The organism is Hymenobacter sp. (assembly GCF_031398885.1).
Classification (GTDB): Bacteria; Bacteroidota; Bacteroidia; order Cytophagales; family Hymenobacteraceae; genus Hymenobacter.
This window is the reverse complement of record NZ_JANNOD010000043.1, coordinates 1-20550: the sequence shown is the minus strand read 5'-3', so window position 1 is coordinate 20550 and position 20550 is coordinate 1. Positions and strand designations below refer to the sequence as shown.

The following is a 20550-nucleotide window of genomic DNA, read 5'->3' as shown; positions in this document are numbered from 1 at the left end:
CATGCCCCCTTTTTTGGCTCGTTGGGCTGGCTTTTTGGCTAAAGCGTTTGGATTCGGGGCGGTGCTATTGGCGCTGGCCAGCTGCCGCGACGCGGCCCGGCGGCCCGCCGACGAGCGCCGGGTGTTCCGCTACAACCAGCCCGAAGCCCTTACTTCACTCGACCCCGCCTTTGCCCGCAACCAGGCCAACCGTTGGGCCGACGAGCAGCTCTTCAACGGCCTGCTGGAGCTGGATTCGACCCTGCTGCCGGCCCCGGCGCTGGCCCGGCGGTTCACGGTGTCGCCCGACGGGCGGCTTTACACTTTCGTGCTGCGGCCAGGCGTGCGGTTTCACGACAGCGAGGTTTTTCCCGGCGGCAAAGGCCGCGTGGTGACGGCCGCCGACTTCGTGTATTCTTTTCGACGGATTCTGGACGCGGCCACGGCCAGCTCGGGCGGCTGGATTTTTCGGGGCAAGGTGCTGGAAAAGGCCGACGGCAGCCCCAGCGACACGGCTTTTGTGGCGGCAAATGACTCCACGCTGCGCGTGCACCTCAAGGAGCCGTTCATTCCGTTTCTGGGCATTCTCACCATGCACTACGCCTATGTGGTGCCGCGCGAGGCCGTGACGCGCTACGGCAAGGACTTCCGGGAGCACCCGGTGGGCACGGGGCCGTTTCGGTTCAAGCGCTGGGACGAGGGCAACGTGCTGCTATTCGCGCGCAACCCCACCTACTGGCGGCGCGACCGGCAGGGCCGGCCGCTGCCCTACCTCGACGCCGTGGCCGTGAGCTTTTTGGCCGACCGCAAAACCGAGTTTCTGACCTTTCAGCAGGGTAAGCTGGATTTCCTGTCGGGCATTCGGGCCGGCTCACGCGACTTGATTATGCACCCGGACGGTACCATTCGGGAAGATTTCAAGGGCAAGTTTCGGGTGGAAAAGGTGCCGTATTTGAACACGGAGTACCTGGGCTTTCAGCTCGATTCGGCCAACCTGAGCGGCGAGCAGGCGGTGCAGGGCCGGGCGCTACGGGACCGACGGGTGCGCCAGGCGCTGAACTACGCCCTGAACAAGCCCGAAATGCTCACCTACCTCCTCAACCGGGTGGGCCACGCGGGCACGTCGGGCTTCGTGCCCACGGCCCTGCCCTCGTTCTCCGAGAAGGAGGTGCCCGGCTACACTTACCAGCCGCAGCGGGCCCGGCAGCTGCTGCGCGCCGCCGGCTACGGGCCCCCGCGGCCGCTGCGCCTGCGCCTGAGCACGGTGCTGGAACGCAAGGAAATCGGTGAGTACCTGCAGAAGCAGTGGGCCGATGTGGGCGTGCAGGTCCAGATTGACATCAACCAGAGCGCCGCCCAGCAGGATTTGGTCGACAACGGCCGGGTGGCCTTCTTCGCCAAAAGCTGGCTGGGCGACTACCCCGACGCCGAAAACTACCTGGCCCTGTTCTACAGCCCCAACTTCAGCCCCGCCGGCCCCGACAAAACCCATTTTAAAAGCGCGGCCTACGACCGGCTCTACGACGAAGCCCGCCGTACCCTGGACGTGACCCGCCGCACGGCGCTCTACCAAGCCATGGACCGGATAGTGGTGGCCGAAAGCCCCGTTATCAGCCTGTATTACGACGAAGTGGTGCGCCTCACCCAGAACAACGTGCGGGGCCTGGCGCCCAACCCCATGAACCAGCTGCTGCTGGAGCGGGTGCGGAAGGACTAGTCGGGTACACTGGGCCAAGCATATTAAGGGCCCGTCCGAAAAATATTTTTGCTGCTGAAAGCCCGTCATGCTGAGCGCAGCCGAAGCATCTCGCTCGCTTCGCCAAAACCGTCCAGCGAAGCGGGCGAGATGCTTCGGCAAGCTCAGCATGACGTTCAATTTATTTTTCGGATAGGCTCTAAGCAGCTAAGCAGCTAAGCCGTTTCGGTAACGGCAGTTTAGGCGCCTATCTGTCGGCTTTCAGCTCGGCCAGGGCGTCGAACTGATTGCCGAGGTAGTTCAGCAGCATCTGCACGTTTTCGGGCGCGCCTTCTTCCACGGTCACGGTTTTGAGCTGGCCGTCGGGCTGGCGCACGGCCACCACGGTGCTGGGCAAGTCGGAGGTATTGCGCGAATACCGGTCCTGGAACTGTTCGAAATGCGCTTCTTTGGCCGTGCGCAGCATGTCGGCCACGGTGCCGGCGGGCAGCCTGAATTCTTTCTGGCCCATCAGGGGCACGGCCCGGCGCCCTTCGTAGGCCACGCGCCCGTCGGCAAACACCTGCATGGTGTATGCCGGGCAAAAACCGAAGCAGGGCGTGCGCTCGAACGTGAGCACGGGGCCGGGGTCGTTCTTCGCTTTCGCGGCCCGGGCCGCGGCCTCTCTCTTGCTGGCTCTACTGGTTTTTTGGGCAGTGGCTTTCTGGGCGCAGGCCGGCAGTGCAAACGCGCACGAAACCAGAAGCAGGAGGAATGCGAGGTGGCGCATGGCAAAAGCGTTAAGCAAAGGCGTTGAAAACAAGAGGACCAAAATTGGCTAACGAAAAACCGACAAAACGAAAACCGTGCCTGGGGTTCTCATTCTGTCGGATGGGGCGCGGTCTTAAAGAAACGCCGGGCTCAGCCAGCGTCCGCTTGCCGAAGCGGGCGAGCTGAGCCCGGCGTTCTGTTGGTCATCTACGACTGCTTTTTCTTGGCCTGCGCCTCGCGCTCCTGCGCGGCTTTCATGGCTTCGGCGATGCGGCCCTGGATGCCGCCGGGCTTCTTGTCCTTGTTCTTGATTTTGTTGGCGTCGAGCTGGGCCCGGATTTTGGTGTCGTCGACGAAGGCTTTGGTAACGGCCTGCTGGGCGAACGTGATGACGTTCGACACGAAGTAGTACCAGGTAAGGCCCGCGGCGAAGCTGTTCAGCACGAACAGGAAGATGATGGGCATCAGGTAGCTGTAGGTCTTCATCGGGCCCTGCATGGCCGTGTTGGTCTGGTTGCTCTGCCAGGTCATGAGCAGGGTGGAGGCCGTCATCAGTAGCGTGAACATGCTGATGTGGTCGCCGTACCACTTCACGTAGATGGGCAGCCGGGCAAACACGTCGTAGCTGCTCAGGTCTTTGGCCCACAAAAAGCTCTGCTGCCGCAGCTCGATGGCGTTGGGGAAAAACTGGAACATGGCGAACAGGATGGGCAGCGTGAGCAGCGTGGGCACGCAGCCGCCCAAGGGCGAAACGCCGAAGGTCTGGTAGAGCTTCATGGTCTCCTGCTGCACCTTGGTGGCGTCGTCGCCGTACTTTTCCTTCAGCTCGTCAATTTCCGGCTTCAGCACCTTCATGCGGGCCTGGCCCTCATAGGTTTTGTAGGTCAGCGGCCAGGTCACGAGCTTAATCAGGAGCACCAGCAGGGCAATGATGAGGCCGTAGGAGCCGATGTACTGCTCCAGGAAGTGAAACACGGGCAGCACTACGAAGCGGTTCACCCACCGGAACAGGCCCCAGCCCAGGTACACGTTGCGGTCGAATTCCGGCGCCACGTTTTTCAGCAAGTTGAACGAGTTCGGGCCGAAGAAGAAGCGGTACTGCCCGCGGCCCTGCGTCACCTCGTTCACCGGCAAGGTAAGCGTGGTGCTCAGCGTTTTGATGGTCGACGAGTCGGCCAGGTTCACGTTGGAGTTGAAGGCACCACCAGCGAAGGGCTGCTGGTCGGCAATGAGGCCGGCCACGAAGAAGTCGTGCTTGTGGGCCGCCCACTTCACCGGGCCGGTGGCCTTGTACTCCTCGGGGTTCTCGCTGGCTTCGGCCAGCGAGCCCTGGTCGCCGGCGGCCAGGTAGTGGTTGATGGTGGTGTGGTTGCGGTTTTGCTGCAGGTCCTGCTCAGTCTGCCGCACGCGGTCCACGAAGGTGAAGGTGAGCGGCTCCTGGGCCACGGCGCGCTCCAGGCCGTTCAGGCGCAGGGTGTAGGCCAGCTCGTAGCTGTTGGCGGGCAGCGTGTAGGTCTGCACGATGCTGCCGCCGGCCACCGGCGCCGTGAAGGTGACGACCGACGCGCCGCCCGCGCCCTGCACGGCCACCGACTGGAACACCAAGTCCGAGAATTTCACCGTTTTGCCGTCCAGGGTGCGGAAGCGGGTGTCCATGCGCGCGCTCTTGGCGTCGAACAAATCGAGCGGCTTGCCAAAAAACGTCTGGTACTTGAGCAGGCGCACGGCCGTGACGCGGCCGCCGCGGGTCGAGAAGGTAATGTTGAGGTTGGCGTTGGCCACGGTCACGTCCTTGGCCACGCCGGCCGTGGTGTCAAGGGCCGCTTCGGGCGCCAGGGTGGGCACGGCGGCAGGTGTCGCGGCCGGGGCGGGGGCGGCCGTGGTGGCGGCGGGCGTTTTGCCAGCGGCCTTTTCCTCCGGCTTCTTCGGGCTGAAGAAGAACAGGTACACGAGGAGCAAGGCCGAAATCAGAAATAGGCCGGTTGCTGAATTTTTATCCATTACAAAATGAGGTTGCGAATACCCAAAGGTACGGGAGGTACGCTGCGCTTAATGAAGAATGAGGAATGAAGAATGAGGAATGAGGAATGAGAAGTTTCAGACCCAACGGCCATAATTCCTCATTCTTCATTCTTCATTCCTCATTAAGCGCAGCGTCCTACCCTTTGCGGTGCTGGATGGCGGCGCGCACGAAGCGGGTGAAGAGCGGGTGCGGGTTTTCCACGGTGCTTTTCAGCTCGGGGTGGAACTGGCCGGCCACGAACCAGGGGTGGTTGGGCAGCTCGATGACTTCCACCAGGCCGGTGTCGGGGTTGGTGCCGGTCATCTGCATCCCGGCCTCCTCGAACTGGGCCAGGAACTGATTGTTGAACTCGTAGCGGTGGCGGTGCCGCTCGCTGATGTGGTTGCGCCCGTAGGCCTTGGCGGCGCGGGAGCCGCGGCGCAGGTCGCAGGCGTAGGCGCCCAGGCGCATGGTGCCGCCCTTCATGGTGACGTTCTTTTGCTCCTCCATCATGGCGATGACGGGGTTGGGCGTGAGGGCGTCCATCTCGGTGGAGTTGGCGTGGGGCAGGCCCAGCACGTGGCGGGCGTATTCCACCACGGCCACCTGCATGCCCAGGCAGATGCCGAAGAACGGAATGTTGTTTTCCCGCACGTAGCGCACGGCCGCAATCTTGCCCTCGAAGCCGCGCTCGCCGAAGCCGGGGGCCACCAGCACGCCGTCGCAGCCATGGAGCAGGCCGGCGATGTTTTCGGGCGTGATGTGCTCGCTCTGAATGCTGCGCACCGTGACCTTGCACTCGTTCTGGGCGCCGGCGTGCACGAAGGCTTCGTTGATGGACTTGTAGGCGTCGGGCAGCTCCACGTACTTGCCCACCAGCGCGATGGTCACTTCCTCGGTGGGGTTTTTGAGCTTGCCGAGGAAATCTTTCCAGGCTTCCAAATCGGGCTGGGCCGCGCCGCCGGTGAGTTTCAAGCGCTTGATAACCCGCTCGTCGAGCCCTTCCTTGCGCATGAGCAGCGGCACCGAGTAGATGCTGTCGGCGTCGAGGCTCTCGATGACGGAGTTGATTTTCACGTTGCAGAACAGCGCAATTTTGCGGCGCATCTCGGCCGGAATGGGGTGCTCGGAGCGGCACACCAGGATGTCGGGTTGCAGGCCGGCCTCGCGCAGGTCGCGCACCGAGTGCTGGGTGGGCTTGGTCTTCAGCTCGCCGGCCGCCTTGAGGTAGGGCAGCAGCGTGAGGTGAATGACCAGCGAATCGGAATCGGCCAGCTCCCAGCGCAGCTGGCGCACGGCTTCCACGAAGGGCAGGCTCTCGATGTCGCCAATGCAGCCGCCGATTTCGGTGATGACCACGTCGAACTCGCCGCTCTGGCCCAGCAGCAGCATGCGCCGCTTGATTTCGTCGGTGATGTGGGGCACAACCTGCACGGTTTTACCCAGGAAAGCGCCCTCGCGCTCCCGCCGAATCACGGTGTCGTAGATGCGGCCGGTGGTCACGTTGTTGGCCTGCGAGGTGGGCGTGTTCAGGAACCGCTCGTAGTGGCCCAGGTCGAGGTCGGTTTCGGCGCCGTCGTCGGTCACGTAGCACTCGCCGTGCTCGTAGGGGTTGAGCGTGCCGGGGTCGATGTTGATGTAGGGGTCGAACTTCTGGATGGTGACGCGGAAGCCGCGGGCCTGCAGGAGTTTGGCGAGGGAGGCCGAAATGATGCCCTTGCCGAGGGAGGAGGTGACGCCGCCGGTAACAAAAATGTACTTGGCGGCGGCGGGCGTGGGGGAGGGGGTGCGGTCTGGCATTTCGGGAGTCAAAGGTAGCGGACTTTAAAGGCCGGCCCGCCAATTAGCTTTGTTGGGCCGCGAGTACGTCGGCCCCCCACGTTGCCAAAGTTGCGTCCCGTGCTGCTACGTTCCCTCTGCTACCTGTTGTCGCTCACCCTGGGTGCCGCCCAACTCCGGGCCTGTGCCCAAGTCCCGGACAAACCGCCCGTCGCCCCGCCGGCCCCGCCAACGGCCCGGTCGCTGCCCTGGCTTGACTCCCTGCTCAACGGCTCGGCCATTCTGCGCCAGCACCAGGTGGGGCTGAGCCTGGCCGACGCCGCCACTGGCGAAGATTTGTTCGGCTACCAGGACGCCAAGTACTTCACCCCGGCCAGCACCATGAAGCTGTTCAGCCTCTACGCCGGCCTGCACCTGCTCGGCGATTCGCTGCCCAGCCTGCGCTACTTCAGCCGCGGCGACACGCTGTTTTTCCAGGGCACCGGCGACCCCACCCTGCTGCACGGCGACGTGCCCAGCCGCCGGGCCTACGCGTTTCTGGCCACCCGGCCCGAAAAAAAGCTGGCCTACTGCGCCATCAAGTGCGTCACACCTTTCGGCCCGAGCTGGACCTGGGACGACTACGGCTACTACTTTCAGCCCGAGCGGGGCGCGTTTCCAATTTACGGGCACACCGTGCGCTTCTATGCCGCGGCGCCCGTGCCGCCGGCCCGGCCCCGCGCCGGCGGGGCCGCTGCCGTGCACCCGGCGGTGCCGCCGCTGCCCAAAGTGCGGGTGCTGCCCCGCCACTTCGCGCCGCTGGTGAGCCCGGCCACGCCCGACCTGCTCACGCCCGGCCTCGACAAGGACACCCACGTGCTGCGCGACCCGCTGGCCAACCGCTTCCACGTGCTGCGCGCCAACAAAAAATGGGTTGATGAAACGCCCTTCATCACCAGCCGCGGGCTGTTGCTGCGGCTGCTGGGCGACACCCTGCGCCGGGCCATGGCCGGGGCCGTGTGGCGCCCGCGGCCGGGGCTGGACTCCATCCGCACGCTACACGGCCTGCGCGTGGACTCGCTCTACCGCCGGATGCTGCGCGTGAGCGACAATTTCTTGGCCGAGCAGTTGCTGCTCATGTGCTCCACGCGCGTGGGCTACCGCGACTCGCTCAGCACCGGCCGCGTTATCCGCTACGTCCGCCAGCAGTTCCTCACCGGCCTGCCCGACCCGGTGGTGTGGGTCGACGGCTCGGGGCTCTCGCGTCTCAACCTCATCACCCCGCGCACGCTCACCGCCTTGCTGCTCAAGCTGCACCGGGAAGTGCCTGAGCCGCGCCTGCTCAGCCTGCTGGCCGCCGGCGGCCATCAAGGCACCCTGCGCAAGCGCTACCACGACGCGGCCGGCCCCTGGGTGTGGGGCAAAACCGGCACGCTCAGCAACAACCTCAACGTGTGCGGCTACCTACGCACCAAAAGCGGCCGGCTGGTGGCCTTCAGCTTTTTCAACAACAACCACGTGGTGGACAGCTACCCCATGCGCAACGAGGTGGAGCGGGTGCTGCGCCAGGTGCGCGCGCGGCTGTGAGGGGAGCGGGGGTTAGCTAATCAGCCGCAAGGCCTCGGCCGGAGATAGCACCGGTAGCTGACCGGCTGCGAAGCCTTTGGGGTCGCGGGTGACAATGGCGGCCAGGTCGGGAATGTCGGCCGCCGCGAAGTACTGAACAGCGTCTTCAAAGTCGGGAAAGGACGACCGCAGCGCGTCGTTCACCATACGGGAATCAACTAGGGCCACGGCGACAACTTCCGAGAGGTCAACTAACAGGCTGCGGGTGGTGGTGGTACCGACCGATTTGCGCAACAGATAAAACACGTGGCTGAACGACAGGCTGCTGACATGCAATTTCACGCGACCTTCTTCTGCCAGTTGAAATAAGTCGGCCGCCACGGCCGCAAACGGCTCGCGCCGGATTAGGAAATCCAACACGACATTGGTATCGAGAAGAAAGCGCTTCATACCCCGAAACGCTCATCCAGCGCCTTGCCCAACTCGGCTTTGTAGTTAAAATCGGGGGACACTTTGAGGGAGCCAAACAAGCGCTGTACGCGCGGCGACAACGGCCGCGTGGGTTGCGTTGAAAACGCAGCCGCTTGCACGGCGGTTTGCAGCAAGTCGGCCACGAGGGCGTCCAGGTCCTGGCCTTTTTGGTGGGCGTAAGCTTGCGCGGCCACCAGCAGGTTATCGTCGAGGTTGATGGTGAGCTGGGACATGACAACTGGGGTTTGGCTACGGAAAGCAAGTTACGCAATGAGTCCGGCCCCATGCCGTGCGCAATGAAGTGGAGCGGCGCCAGGTGCGCGAACAACTGTGAGCAAGGGTAGCTGCATAACTTGCGCCATGCGCCCCGTCTTTAAATCCCGCGACAAAGCTGCCATCGACGAACAGCAGCGCCGCTACTACTGGGGCCTGACCCCGTACGAGCGGCTGGCCCTGGCCGTGCGCCTCAACCAACAGGCCCAGGCCATCTACGCAGCCAACCCCGCCAACCCGCCGCTAACTACCGATGGAGGACAAGTACTTAAATCTGCTGCGCCTATTCCACGCCGAGGGCGTTGAGTACGCCGTGGTGGGCGGCTGCGCGGTTGGTGGGTAGCGACGGTTACGGTAAGATTCAAATGTGAGGAACTGTCGACAAGCAGGAAGCAAGCGACTCATTAATCGTCGGGAAGCAGCGTGTCTTTGGCCCCAGCTTTGGCCCGTTCGGTCTTTAGCTCATCCATTCGAAAGAGAAGGGCGCGCAACAATGTTACCGCCAGAATGCTGCCGCCCAAGAAATACAATAATTCGGGTGAGCCACCTTGCGCTTTGCCATACTTGTCGGCGTAGCTAAATTCTTGGACGCCGTTATGTTCCATCAGCCGGCCGCAACCGATGAAAAAGCCTCCGGCCAGTAACGCCCAGGTGTAGCCGCTCCGGGTAATTCTGTGCAAGAACACGACTAGGATGCGGGGTATCATGCGACAGCCGTTTAATACAGCACCCGGAACTTGATGGTGTGCGCCACCTCGCGCAGGGCCTGAATCACGTCCTGGTCGTATTCCTGGTTGACGTCGGTGATGACGTAGCCGATGAGCTCGTTGGTTTTCAGGTACTGGCCCAGGATGTTGACGCGGTGGGCGGCCAGCACGTTGTTGATGTCGGCCAGCACGCCGGGCACGTTGGCGTGCACGTGGATGAGGCGGTGGGCCTGCTGCACCGGCAGCTGGATGTTGGGGAAATTGACCGACTGCTGGGTATTGCCCGTGTTGATGTACTGCATCAGGCGCTCGGGCACGAACTCGGCGATGTTGCGCTGGGCCTCGGCCGTGCTGCCCCCGATGTGGGGCGTGAGCAGCACGTTGGGCAGGCCGCGCAGCTCGTTCTCGAAGCCCTCGTGGTTGGTTTTGGGCTCGTGCGGGAACACGTCGACGGCCGCGCCGCCGAGGTGGCCGCTGCGCAGGGCGGCGGCCAGGGCGGGCACGTCCACCACGTGGCCGCGGGCGTTGTTGAGGAACAGCGCGCCGGGCTTCATGAGGGCAAATTCCTCGGCCCCGAAGAAGTCCTGGTTCTCGGGTCGGCCGTCGATGTGCAGCGTCACCACGTCGGCCTGGGCCAGCAATTCGGCCAGCGTGCGGCACTTCACGGCGTTGCCGAGCTGCAGCTTTTCGGCCACGTCGAAGTACACCACCTTCATGCCCACGGCCTCGGCCACCACCGAGAGCTGCGAGCCGATGTTGCCGTAGCCCACGATGCCCAACGTTTTGCCCCGAATCTCGAACGAGCCGCTGGCCGACTTGTCCCACTCGCCGGCGTGCATCTTGGGGTTTTTGACGGGGATGCGGCGGGCCAGCACGATGATTTCGCCCAGGGCCAGCTCCACCACCGAGCGGGTGTTGCTGAAGGGCGCGTTGAACACGGCCACGCCCTTGGCCATGGCGGCCGGCAGGTCAATCTGGTTGGTGCCGATGCAGAAGGCCCCGATGCCGATGAGCCGGTTGGCGGCTTCCAGCACCCGCGCCGTCACCTGCGTCTTGCTCCGAACGCCGAGGATGCTCACGCCCTCGATGCGCGCAATCAGCTCGTCCTCGTCGAGGCCGCCGCGCACTTCCTCCACCTGGTAGCCTTCCTGGGCGAACAGCTCGGCGGCGCGGGCGTCGGGATTTTCGAGCAGCAGCACCTTGATGCGGTTTTTGGGGTACGAGAGAGTCATGGGAAGTTTTAGTTGGTACAAAAACTCGTCGAAGGTCGGCAGCACTTCGTCGGCGCGGGCCACCACGGTGGGGCGGGCCACGTTTTCGGTGTAGGCGTAGAAGCGGTGGGCCAGCCCGGCTTCGCGAATCTGGTAGTCGGTAATGCCGTCGCCGAGCACGTACACGGGCCCGTCCAAATCGAGCAGCACGAGCTGGCGGATTTTGCCGCCGTCGCGGCTCAGCACGTTGTGGGGGTCGCAACCGGTGATGTGGCCGGCCGCGTCGAACGTGAACGTGTTGGCCAGCACGTGCCCGGGCGCGATGCCGAACTCGGCCACCACCGGCTCGATGAACTCCCGAAAGCCGCTGCTCACCACGTAAATCCGGTCGGCAAAGCGCCGGAAGAAGTCGCCGTTGCGCCGGATGCTCTCGCTCACCTTGGTTTGCAGGCGGGCCACCAGCGGCGGCAGGTGCTTGCGGTGGGCCCCCAGCAGCGCCAGCCGCTTGCTCAGCGACTCCTGCAAGCCGATTTCGCCGGCCATGCCCCGGTCGGTGAGGGCCCGGATTTGGGCCACCACGGCGGCCTGGTCGGGGTGGCCTTGCAGGGCGATGTCGGCCAGCTCATCCAGCCCTTCGACCTGGGTGAAGGTGGAGTCGAAGTCGAACACGAGGTAGGGCAGGGGAGAATTTGCTGGCACGTTTAAAGGACTGAAATCACATAGCCATCACATAAAAAAACGGCCTCCGCAGTAAGATGAGCAAAGTTTTTACTGATGCAAATCACATAACCGTCACACAGGAACTACCCAAAAATGGGGATGTACTTAGCATGCTTCTTAGATTTATTCTCCGGGTCGTGAGGCTTTATCAAGCCTTCTTCTAAAGCATCTGCGATAATTCGGGATGCGATGGAATAGTTTTTCTCGGCAATGCCCATTCGCTCCCGAAACGATTGGTTGGTCATTTGCTGACCATTAGCGTATTTCAGGCAAGCGTGCTGGTAACAGGCTCGGATTTTATCGCGGCGGTCCATCTCGCGTAGCGGCCGGGGTGCGTACAAAATGGCTTGCGTATAATTGTCGCCGCGAATAAAGTTGGGAGCGGGTAGGTGATGTTTTTCGCATTCCTCCACAGTGCGGTCAATGCCGCTGCCGCGCCGTTCGCAAAAATCGAACAGGTGCATTGTAGCAGCTATTGCCTCGTTGCGGCTAACGGGTATGTGATTCAGAAATTCCAATACGTTAATCAGTGGAGTGCCAGGGTTGGTTATTTCAATTCTATTATCAAATACCTCAATCATCAGGGTCGAGCCGGTAATGGAGAAGTCTTGGTGAATCAGGGCATTTGCGACCAACTCGCGAACTGCTCTGGTGGGATACATGGGTACGACTTCGCGACGTACGCTTTTGATTTCTTCGTTGCTGGGAAGACGGTCGTTCAACCAATCGAGGGCTCCTTGAAAACCGACAGCGTACCCTTTCTGTCCCGTTTGTTCGCGCTTGCCACCTGTACGGCCCGTGCCCTCATACAAAATGATACGAATTCCCTTGTATTCCAAGTGCCTGAATTGCCGCAAGTCTTTGGCAAATAGAATAGCACCTAAATTGGTGATGTGTAAGCCGCCATTCGCGCGAACCACTGCCTTATCTTTTACCAGCCGCATGACGACTTCCTGGGCATCCGCAGGCGCTGGATAATTGAAAAGGGTAAGATACTTATTACAGTCAAGCAGTTCTAAAATGTGCGAAATGCTGGCGTTTTCGTACGCGATGCCGCGTTCAAAATTAATTTGAGATTGAAACCGGCCCTCAATACGATGGCGCTCGTCGGTGTTTAGTGGACCCAAGCTTTCTCCGTCTCGTCCGTAGTGATGACCTTTCCAAGCGGTAGGATGGCCGACTGCAGCGGGTGGAATTTCAAATAGGATTACCCGCTTGCCTTTGTGTGTTACTTCATGAATACCTCGGAAGGTAAGACGATTGTTGCAGTGGTCGGCAATTTCTTTAGTAAGGCTTTGCAACTTGGTGGAGCCCGAGCGAAATGCAGTTCCAATCACTTCCCGCGCGTTATTGACACCAAATACCAGCCAAGCTTCTTCTGCACCTTTCAAATTAGCCTCGTTGCTTAGGGCACTGAAGTACTTGCCCAGCTTATCCGAATCGAAACCGTCATTCGCTTCCTTAAACTCTACCAATTCCGATTCAGCGGGCATATCCAGAAGCTTGCGCAGTATCTCCGTTAAGTCGTAGGAGGTCATATGAAGTACAGTAGAGCAGGTAAAGGTAGAGAAGCTGATTGACTGCCCCGAGCCGGCCAACGCCAGGCCCGGCCGCTACGTTACCCACCGCATGACGAAAGCCGTTTTCATTGCCGCCGCCGAGCCCAGCAGCGGCAAGTCCCTGGTTGCGCTGGGCCTGGTAAATATGCTGCTGGGCCAGGCCCGCCGGGTGGGCTACTTCAAGCCCATCATCGACTACGACCCCGCCCAGGGGCCCGACCCGCACATCGAGGCCGTGACGAGCTACTTCCGGCTGCCGCTGCCCTACGCCGAAACCTACGCCTACACCCGCCCCGAGGCGCTGCGGCTGCTCGAAGCCGACGCCCAGGGCGAGCTGATTGACGCGGTGATTCGCAAGTTTAAGCACTGGGAGGACAACTACGACTTCACGGTGGTGGAAGGTAGCGACTTTCTGGGACCGGGCACGGCCATTGAGTTCGACGCCAACGTCTCGATTGCCAAGAACCTGGGCGTGCCGGTGGTGCTGGTGGTGTCGGGCGCGGGCAAGAGCACGGCCCAGGTGGTGAGCTCGGTGCTCACGCTGCTGCGCACCTTCGAGGCCCGCGAGGTGCCGGTGCTGCTGGCCGTGGCCAACCGCGTGGCGCCCGCTCAGGCCGAGGACGTGCGGGCCCTGCTGCGCAGCCAGTTGCCGCCGGCCGTGCTGCTGGCCGTGGTGCCCGACGACCCCAACCTGCTGCATCCCACCATGCGCGAGATTCAGGCCGGGCTGGGTGGCAAGCTCTTGTTCGGCGAAGCGGGCCTGGGCGGGCAGGTCGACAACTACATCATTGGGGCCATGCAGGTGCCCCAGTTTCTGAATCACCTCAAAGACAATGTGCTGATTGTGACGCCCGGCGACCGGGGCGACATCATCGTGTGCGCCTTGCAGGCCAACCTGTCGGCCAGCTACCCGCGGGTGGCGGGCATCGTGCTCACGGCCGGCTCCGAGCCCGATGCGCCCATCGTGCGCCTGCTCGAAGGCCTGCCCAACGAGGTGCCCATCCTGGCCGTGCCCGCGGGCACCTTCGAAACCGCCACCCGCGTGGGGGCCATCCAGTCGCGCCTCACGCCCGACAACCCCAAGAAAATTCAGCTGGCCCTCGCCACCTTCGAGCGGCACGTGGACGTGCGGGCCCTGGAAGAAAAGCTCGTCAGCTTCCAGGCCGCCGGCCTCACGCCGCACATGTTCCAGTACCGGCTATTGCAGTGGGCCAAGCGCGCGCGGCGCCACATCGTGCTGCCCGAAGGCAACGACGACCGCATCCTGCGCGCCGCCGCGCAGCTGCTCCACCAGGACGTGGTGGACCTCACCATTCTCGGCGACCCCGCCGAGGTGGCGGCCTCGGCCAAGCGGCTGGGCCTGCGCCTGCCCGCCGGCCACCTGCGCATCGTCGACCCGGTGGCGTCGGAGCATTACGCCGACTACGTGGAGACGTTTTACGCGCTGCGCAAGGACAAGGGCGTGAACCCCGACATGGCCCGCGACCTGCTGCGCGACGGCTCCTACTTCGGCACGATGATGGTGCACAAGGGCCACGCCGACGGCATGGTGTCGGGGGCGGTGCACACCACGCAGCACACCATCCGGCCGGCGCTGCAGTTCATCAAAACCAAGCCGGGCGTGTCGGTGGTGTCGTCGGTGTTTTTCATGTGCCTGCCCGACCGCGTGGCCGTGTTCGGCGACTGCGCCGTGAACCCCAACCCCACGGCCGAGCAGTTGGCCGAAATCGCCATTTCCTCGGCTGAGAGCAGCCGGGCCTTTGGCATCGAGCCGCGCGTGGCCATGCTCTCGTACTCCTCGGGCACCTCCGGCGCGGGGGCCGACGTGGAGAAGGTGCGCCGGGCCACCGAGCTGGTGCGGCAGCAGCGCCCCGACCTGAAAGTGGAGGGCCCCATTCAGTACGACGCGGCCGTGGACCCGCTGGTGGGCCGCCGGAAGCTGCCCGACTCGGAAGTGGCCGGCCAGGCCAGCGTGCTCATCTTCCCGGACCTGAACACCGGCAACAACACCTACAAGGCCGTGCAGCGCGAAACCGGGGCCCTGGCCATTGGCCCGGTGCTGCAAGGGCTCAACAAGCCCGTGAACGACCTCAGCCGCGGCTGCACCGTGGACGACGTGTTCAACACGGTGATGATTACCGCCATCCAAAGCCAGCAGGGATAGGCGGTAGTTGGTTTGCAGCGTGGGTGCAGCCGGGCAGGATGCTCACCCACGGAGCGAAGACCGAGCGATGTGGAGACGCGTACTCGCGTCTTGCCGTCGAACGATGGCGGCGCGAACGGCGCGGACTACCAGACGCGAATACGCGTCTCCACGTCGCTCGGTCCTCACTTCGTGGGTGAGCGGAGCCTAAACGAGCCCGCCGCCTCAACGCATTCGATTCTGGATTATGAAAACTTACCCTGCCGCATGAACATCTTCGTCGTCAACTCCGGCAGTAGCTCCCTCAAATACCAACTGTTCCGCTGGCCGGCCGAGCAGCCGGTGTGCAGCGGTTTGGTGGAGCGCATCGGTCTGGATAATGCCGTTGTTACCCACAAAACCTTGGTTGATGGGCAGGAGAGGGTCGTACGGCGCACGGCCACTTTTCTCGACCACGAGGCCGCCCTTGGCGAAGTGCTTCGTTTGCTGACCGAGCAGCCGGGCGGCGTCATCCGCGACCCCGCCGACATTGACGTGGTGGGCCACCGCGTGGTGCACGGCGGCGAAACGTTTGCCGCCACCACGCTCGTCGATGCCCCGGTGAAGGCCGCCATCCGCGCGCTGTTTGCCCTGGCCCCGCTGCACAATCCCGCCAACCTCCTGGGCATTGAGGTGGCCGAGCGCCTGTTTCCCCGGGCCCGGCAGGTGGCGGTGTTCGACACGGCCTTCCACCAGACCATTCCCGAGCACGCCTTCCGCTATGCCCTGCCCGCGCGCCTCTACGCCGAGCACCGCTTGCGCGTGTACGGGTTTCACGGCACCAGCCACCAGTACGTGGCCGCGCAGGCCGCGGCGTGGCTGGGCAACCCGGCCGTCCGGCTCATCACCATCCACCTGGGCAACGGCTGCAGCATGGCCGCCGTCCGCGCCGGCCGGTGCCTCGACACCAGCATGGGCTTCAGCCCGTTGGCGGGCCTGGTGATGGGCACTCGCTCCGGCGACCTCGACCCCGCCGTGGTGCTTTACCTCCAGAGTGAGCTGGGCTACTCGGCGGCGCAGGTGGGCGCCCTGCTGAACCAGGAAAGCGGCATGCGGGGCCTTACCGGCTTCAGCGACATGCGCGACATTGGGCAGGCCCTGGCCGCCGGGGATGCCGCCGCCGAGCTGGCCTACCACGTGTACGCCTACCGCATCCGCAAGTACATCGGGGCCTACGCAGCGGTGCTCAACGGGCTCGACGCCATCGTTTTCACCGCCGGGGTGGGCGAGAACGACGCGCTGGTCCGGGCCCTAGTGTGCCAGGACCTGGGGTTTTTCGGCCTGGAACTGGACGAGGCCCAAAACCAGCGGCGCGCCCCGGGCCTGCGCGACCTGAGCGGGCCCGGGGCGCGGGCCCGGATTCTGGTCGTCCCCACCAACGAGGAGCTGGAAATTGCCCGGCAGTGCGCCCAGCTCCTGGCGGCGGCCGGGCCGGGGTAGCGGGGGCGGGGTAGCAGGACGCTGGGAACCAGTCACCGAAGTTTTCAAGTGGGGCAAGCCCCGTACCCTACGGACGCAGCTCGCTGCGCTGATGATGCGGTTCAACCACGAGCGGGTGCGCCTTGCTTGCGGCTACCTTTGGCTCAGAGAATCTTTACTATCTGGTCCGCATGAAAATACTTTTTCTTCCTTGCTTTTTACTGAGCGCGGCCCTGCTCACGGCCGGCGCGGCCGAAGCGCAGCAAGCGCCCGTGCCGACCGGCCCGGCCTACGACGCCCGCGCCCTGTTCAATCCCTCGTTCATCGAGCAGTTGGCCACGCCCACGCGCACGGCCGGCGGCCAGCCCGGCGCGGCGTATTGGCAGAACGCGGCCGACTACAACATCGCCGCCCGGCTGGATGAGAAGACGGCCCGCGTGACGGCCGCCGTCGCCATCACCTACACCAACAACAGCCCCGACCGCCTGCCCTTCGTGTGGCTGCAGCTCGACCAGAACCTATTCCGGGCCGACTCGCGCGGGGCGGCCGTGACGCCCGTGGCCGGCGGGCGCTTTGGCAATGCGGCCCGGGGCTTCCGCGGCGGCGACAGCCTGCAAACCGTGAGCATTGAGCTGCACGGCAAAAAGCTGAAGGCCGATTACCACGTGTACGATACCCGGATGCAAATTCGGCTGCCCGAAGCGCTGCGGCCCGGCGGCGACAAGCTCGTCATCCGCATTGCCTACGGCTTCAACATCCCCGAGTACGGCGCCGACCGCATGGGCCGCCTGAAAACCACTCACGGCGAAATCTTCGAGGTGGCGCAGTGGTACCCGCGCATGGCCGTGTACGACGACGTGGAGGGCTGGAACACGCTGCCCTACCTCGCGGCCGAGTTTTACCTCGACTATGGCAACTACGACTACACCCTCAACGTGCCGGCCAGCTACCTGGTGGGCGGCTCAGGCGAGCTGGTGAACCCTGCCGAGGTGCTGACCAGCGTCCAGCAAAGCCGCCTGGCCCAGGCCGCCGGCTCCGACAAAACCGTGCTGCTGCGTTCGGCCGATGAGGTGACCCAGGCTGGCTCGCGCCCGGCGGGCAAAAGCGGCCGCCTCACCTGGCATTTTCGTTGCCAGCAGGCCCGCGACGTGGCCTGGGCCGCCTCGGCGGCTTTCGTGTGGGACGCGGCCCGGATGAAGCTGCCCAGCGGGCGCAAGTCGCTGGCCATGTCGCTCTACCCCACCGAATCGGCCCAGGACACGGCCTGGAACCGTTCGACGGAGTACGTGAAGCAGAGCATTGAGTACAACTCGAAGCAGTGGTACGAGTACAGCTACCCGGTGGCCACCAACGTGGCCGGCGTGGTGGGCGGCATGGAGTATCCGGGCATCGTGTTCTGCGGCGCCAAGGCCCGCAAGGCCAACCTGTGGGGCGTGACGGACCACGAGTTCGGCCACCACTGGTTTCCGATGGTGGTGGGCTCGAACGAGCGCAAGTACCCGTGGATGGACGAGGGCTTCAACACCTTTCTCAACATCCTCTCGACCCGAAACTTCAACAACGGCGAGTACAAAGCCCTGGACACGCTGCGGCTGGTCGAGGGCCTGGTGCGCAGCATCTCGGACCCGGCCACCGATCCGCCCTACACCGTGCCCGACGTGACGCAGCCCCGCAACCTGGGCTTCGCGGCTTACGGCAAGATGGGCTACGGCCTGTTTTTGCTGCGCGAGGAAGTGCTGGGCCCCGAGCGGTTCGACTACGCGTTTCGGACCTACATCCGCCGCTGGGCCTTCAAGCACCCGCAGCCCAAGGACTTTTTTCGGACCATGCACGAGGCCAGCGGCGAGGACCTGACCTGGTTCTGGCGCGCGTGGGTGTACAACAACTGGGCCCTCGACCAGGCCGTGACCACCGTGGCCTACGTCAACCAGGACCCGGCCCAGGGCGCACTCATCAGCCTCGAAAACCGCGGCCAAGCCGCCATGCCCGTCACGGCGGAGGTGACCGAAACCAACGGCAAAACCAGCCGCGTGCAGCTGCCGGTGGAAATCTGGCAGCGCGGTGGCACCTGGACCTTCCGCTACAATTCCACTACGCCGCTCACCCTGGTCCGCCTCAACCCCAGCAAGCTGCTGCCCGACGCCGACCCGGCCAACAACGTGTGGCGCGCGCAGGTGCTGCGCTAAAAGCGGCGTCCTTTGCCTGCCACGCCCGCTAATGATTTCGGAAACCAAACGGTTTGAGGACCTACGCCCTTGCCGCAGTCGCCACGCGGCCACGCGTTGGTTGTGAACCCTTGCGGATGAATATTCAGCGGCGGCACGCGGCGGCACGCGGCGGCACCTTTGGCCAACGCCGCGTGCCGGCTCGGCGTTGTTTCCCACTTCTTTCCTTCTTTCCTGCCAACGCGGCGCGGCGCGGCGGCGGCATAAGTCCTAAATCCACTTGTTAAACAAGGGAACGCGGCTGCACTCGTAGCTTCGTGCGGCGAATAGCTGCCTGTGTGGCTTGCTGCTGCTTATGAAATTGTTGAGTTTGTTGCTTCCGGCCTTGTTCCTGCTGTCGGGCCCCGCGCCCGTGCGCCCCGCTGCGGAGGAGCTGAACGGTTTCGTGGTGACCCGCGGCGGGCAATTTGTGGCGGGGGCCAGTGTCTGGCAACGCGACCGGCCCAGCAATGCCACCTCCACGAACGCGGAGGGGCAGTTTATTCTGCCCCGGCCGGCCGAGGCGTCGTTCTACCTGCGCGTCGAAGCGCCCGGCTTCGTGATTCAGGACCAGCTCGTGACGGACACCACGACCCAGCCGGTGCGCATCAAGCTGTTCCCGCTCGTGCGCGGCCCGCGGCGGTAGGCGGGGCGTTGGTCTTGCCCTGCCCGCGACCGAAAGGCGGCTGATGGGGGACTGGCAATGGACAGGGTAGGGGCCCAGGCGCAGCTCGTTGTTGGCCGCGCGAAACGCCGCCCGGCGCGCATCTGCCCGCACCCGTCGAATGGCCGAAATTCGGCTGTCAATGCCGAAGAATGCCGCGTTCAGCAGTTCTTTAAGTTCGTCTTTTCGTGCGAGCAAAAAGCAGGAAATTAAAAACTTAACTTGTGGCGTGACAACGGAAACGTCTACATTTGGCTGCTCTGTTTGACGGCAACACACGCTTTATCGGATAACGTATGGTTCTGGGTGCTGGTACAACTGAGGTTAAAGCTTCCGCGGACCCCCACCCGCAGCCCCGCGATTTTATTTCGGCGGTTGCGGCCGCCGCGCTTGAGCTGCCGGCCGTAGTGCGGGCCGTGGCCACCCAGGCCGAGGGCCGCTACTCGGTCCGCTACACGTCCACCAGCGGCCAGAAAATCAACCTGGAATGCACCAACAGCTTTGCCTACGCCCTGGCGCTGTTCATCTACCACGCCACCGTGGAGGCCGCCCAGGCGGGGCTGCTGGCCGGCGAAGGCGGCCTGCCTTCTTACACGCAGACCAGCGAGTACCTGCGCCCGCTGCACCCATCCATCAACGAGGTGCTGACGCTGACGGACGAAGAGCGCGACAATTGCTGCGTGTTTGCCCTCAACCGGTTCACGACCGACGAAAACGTGGACCAGTTGCCCGCCCGGCCGCCGCGCTTTGCCGTTTGCCAGCCGTGCAAGCGCAGCGAATGGCCCCGGTTGGAACCCGGCCAGTTGCTGGTGTACACCGAATTGTTCCACTACGGCGACAACGACGACCCGTATGACCCGTGCGACCTGGACGCCGCGCCGGCCCGCGCCCTGGTTACCCACGTGGGCCCTTTGCGGGTGCACGATGTCAAGCGCGGCCTGTTCTACGCGTGTTCCTGGCAGAGCACCAACGAGGAGCTGGCCCTGGCCGCCGCCGACGTTTGGGAAGTGTGGCTGATTCGCCGCTTTATTTCGTCGGCGGGCTAGTGCCGGGCAGTTCCTGGGCAGTTAAAAGTTAAAAGTGAAGAGTTAAAAGGCCGGGCAGCTTTTTTAAGGCGGTTTCCGATTCGTTGCTCTTTTTATTTGTTCGGCTCTCCCTTGCTGAAGGAGCGGGGGCCGGGGGGAGGCCAACGCCAGAACGAAGCGGGTAGTCCGACCCCAAAAGCGCGTTAACCCGTCCCTTTTAACTGTCGTGGCTGTTGCAGAACTCGCTTTAGGTGGTTCAATTTCGGAGTAGCCGATTCGCGTTTGCCCGAGTTGGCGCTTCGGGGCGCCTGTTACGTCCGTGAGCGCGTATTTGCGCGGCCAGCAGCGGCCTGGGCAGCGCCAG

At 63.7% G+C, this 20550-nt stretch carries 16 protein-coding genes; 8 read left to right on the top strand and 8 right to left on the bottom strand.

Annotation, left to right across the window (positions count from 1 at the left end; translation table 11 throughout):
* Position 1: 1 nt before the first annotated feature.
* A complete protein-coding gene (locus RMO51_RS07735) occupies positions 2 to 1696 on the top strand; it encodes an ABC transporter substrate-binding protein (protein WP_310393536.1) in 1695 nt (564 codons plus the stop codon).
* 226 nt (positions 1697 to 1922) lie between these two features.
* On the opposite strand, the gene RMO51_RS07730 is transcribed toward RMO51_RS07735, so the two are convergent.
* The 3 genes from RMO51_RS07730 to RMO51_RS07720 all read right to left on the bottom strand — a co-directional run bounded on the left by RMO51_RS07730 (position 1923) and on the right by RMO51_RS07720 (position 6227).
* A complete protein-coding gene (locus RMO51_RS07730) occupies positions 1923 to 2444 on the bottom strand; it encodes a DUF6438 domain-containing protein (protein WP_310393534.1) in 522 nt (173 codons plus the stop codon).
* Positions 2445 to 2632: 188 nt separating this feature from the next.
* Positions 2633 to 4426, bottom strand: coding sequence for a membrane protein insertase YidC (gene yidC / locus RMO51_RS07725; RefSeq protein WP_310393533.1), 1794 nt, complete (start codon positions 4424 to 4426; stop codon positions 2633 to 2635).
* Positions 4427 to 4583: 157 nt separating this feature from the next.
* Entirely contained in the window at positions 4584 to 6227 is a 1644-nt protein-coding gene (locus tag RMO51_RS07720; RefSeq protein ID WP_310393531.1) for a CTP synthase, read from the bottom strand.
* Between the two features lie 99 nt (positions 6228 to 6326).
* Between RMO51_RS07720 and RMO51_RS07715 the strand changes: the two genes are divergently transcribed.
* Positions 6327 to 7772: a D-alanyl-D-alanine carboxypeptidase gene (locus RMO51_RS07715; protein WP_310393530.1), complete on the top strand. Its 1446-nt coding sequence runs from the start codon at positions 6327 to 6329 to the stop codon at positions 7770 to 7772.
* A gap of 12 nt (positions 7773 to 7784) precedes the next feature.
* Here RMO51_RS07715 and RMO51_RS07710 read toward each other — a convergent pair whose 3' ends face one another.
* On the bottom strand, positions 7785 to 8201 hold the full coding sequence (locus RMO51_RS07710; RefSeq protein WP_310393529.1) for a PIN domain-containing protein: 417 nt from the start codon (positions 8199 to 8201) through the stop codon (positions 7785 to 7787).
* Positions 8198 to 8455, bottom strand: coding sequence for a DUF6364 family protein (locus RMO51_RS07705; protein ID WP_310393527.1), 258 nt, complete (start codon positions 8453 to 8455; stop codon positions 8198 to 8200). Before RMO51_RS07705 ends, RMO51_RS07710 begins: the two co-directional genes overlap by 4 nt.
* A gap of 127 nt (positions 8456 to 8582) precedes the next feature.
* On the opposite strand from RMO51_RS07705, the gene RMO51_RS07700 reads away from it, so the two are divergent.
* A complete protein-coding gene (locus tag RMO51_RS07700) occupies positions 8583 to 8801 on the top strand; it encodes a hypothetical protein (RefSeq protein ID WP_310393526.1) in 219 nt (72 codons plus the stop codon).
* 98 nt (positions 8802 to 8899) lie between these two features.
* On the opposite strand, the gene RMO51_RS07695 is transcribed toward RMO51_RS07700, so the two are convergent.
* The 3 genes from RMO51_RS07695 to RMO51_RS07685 form a co-directional block, all read right to left on the bottom strand.
* On the bottom strand, positions 8900 to 9202 hold the full coding sequence (locus tag RMO51_RS07695; protein WP_310393524.1) for a hypothetical protein: 303 nt from the start codon (positions 9200 to 9202) through the stop codon (positions 8900 to 8902).
* Between the two features lie 11 nt (positions 9203 to 9213).
* Entirely contained in the window at positions 9214 to 11112 is a 1899-nt protein-coding gene (serA, locus tag RMO51_RS07690; protein ID WP_310393522.1) for a phosphoglycerate dehydrogenase, read from the bottom strand.
* 104 nt (positions 11113 to 11216) lie between these two features.
* Positions 11217 to 12671 (bottom strand): ATP-binding protein, encoded by a 1455-nt coding sequence (locus RMO51_RS07685; RefSeq protein ID WP_310393520.1) that lies wholly within the window; start codon positions 12669 to 12671, stop codon positions 11217 to 11219.
* A 91-nt stretch (positions 12672 to 12762) separates the two neighbouring features.
* Between RMO51_RS07685 and pta the strand changes: the two genes are divergently transcribed.
* From pta to RMO51_RS07660, 5 genes are all read left to right on the top strand, one after another.
* Positions 12763 to 14856 carry a phosphate acetyltransferase gene (gene pta, locus RMO51_RS07680; protein ID WP_310393519.1) on the top strand — a complete coding sequence of 698 codons (2094 nt, stop codon included), beginning with the start codon at positions 12763 to 12765 and terminating at the stop codon, positions 14854 to 14856.
* 246 nt (positions 14857 to 15102) lie between these two features.
* Positions 15103 to 16314, top strand: a complete 1212-nt coding sequence (locus tag RMO51_RS07675; RefSeq protein WP_310393517.1) for an acetate kinase — start codon at positions 15103 to 15105, stop codon at positions 16312 to 16314.
* A 170-nt stretch (positions 16315 to 16484) separates the two neighbouring features.
* Entirely contained in the window at positions 16485 to 18479 is a 1995-nt protein-coding gene (locus tag RMO51_RS07670; protein WP_310393515.1) for a M1 family metallopeptidase, read from the top strand.
* Positions 18480 to 18813: 334 nt separating this feature from the next.
* On the top strand, positions 18814 to 19143 hold the full coding sequence (locus tag RMO51_RS07665) for a carboxypeptidase-like regulatory domain-containing protein (protein ID WP_310393513.1): 330 nt from the start codon (positions 18814 to 18816) through the stop codon (positions 19141 to 19143).
* Positions 19144 to 19457: 314 nt separating this feature from the next.
* Positions 19458 to 20207, top strand: coding sequence for a hypothetical protein (locus tag RMO51_RS07660; RefSeq protein ID WP_310393511.1), 750 nt, complete (start codon positions 19458 to 19460; stop codon positions 20205 to 20207).
* Positions 20208 to 20550: the final 343 nt, after the last annotated feature.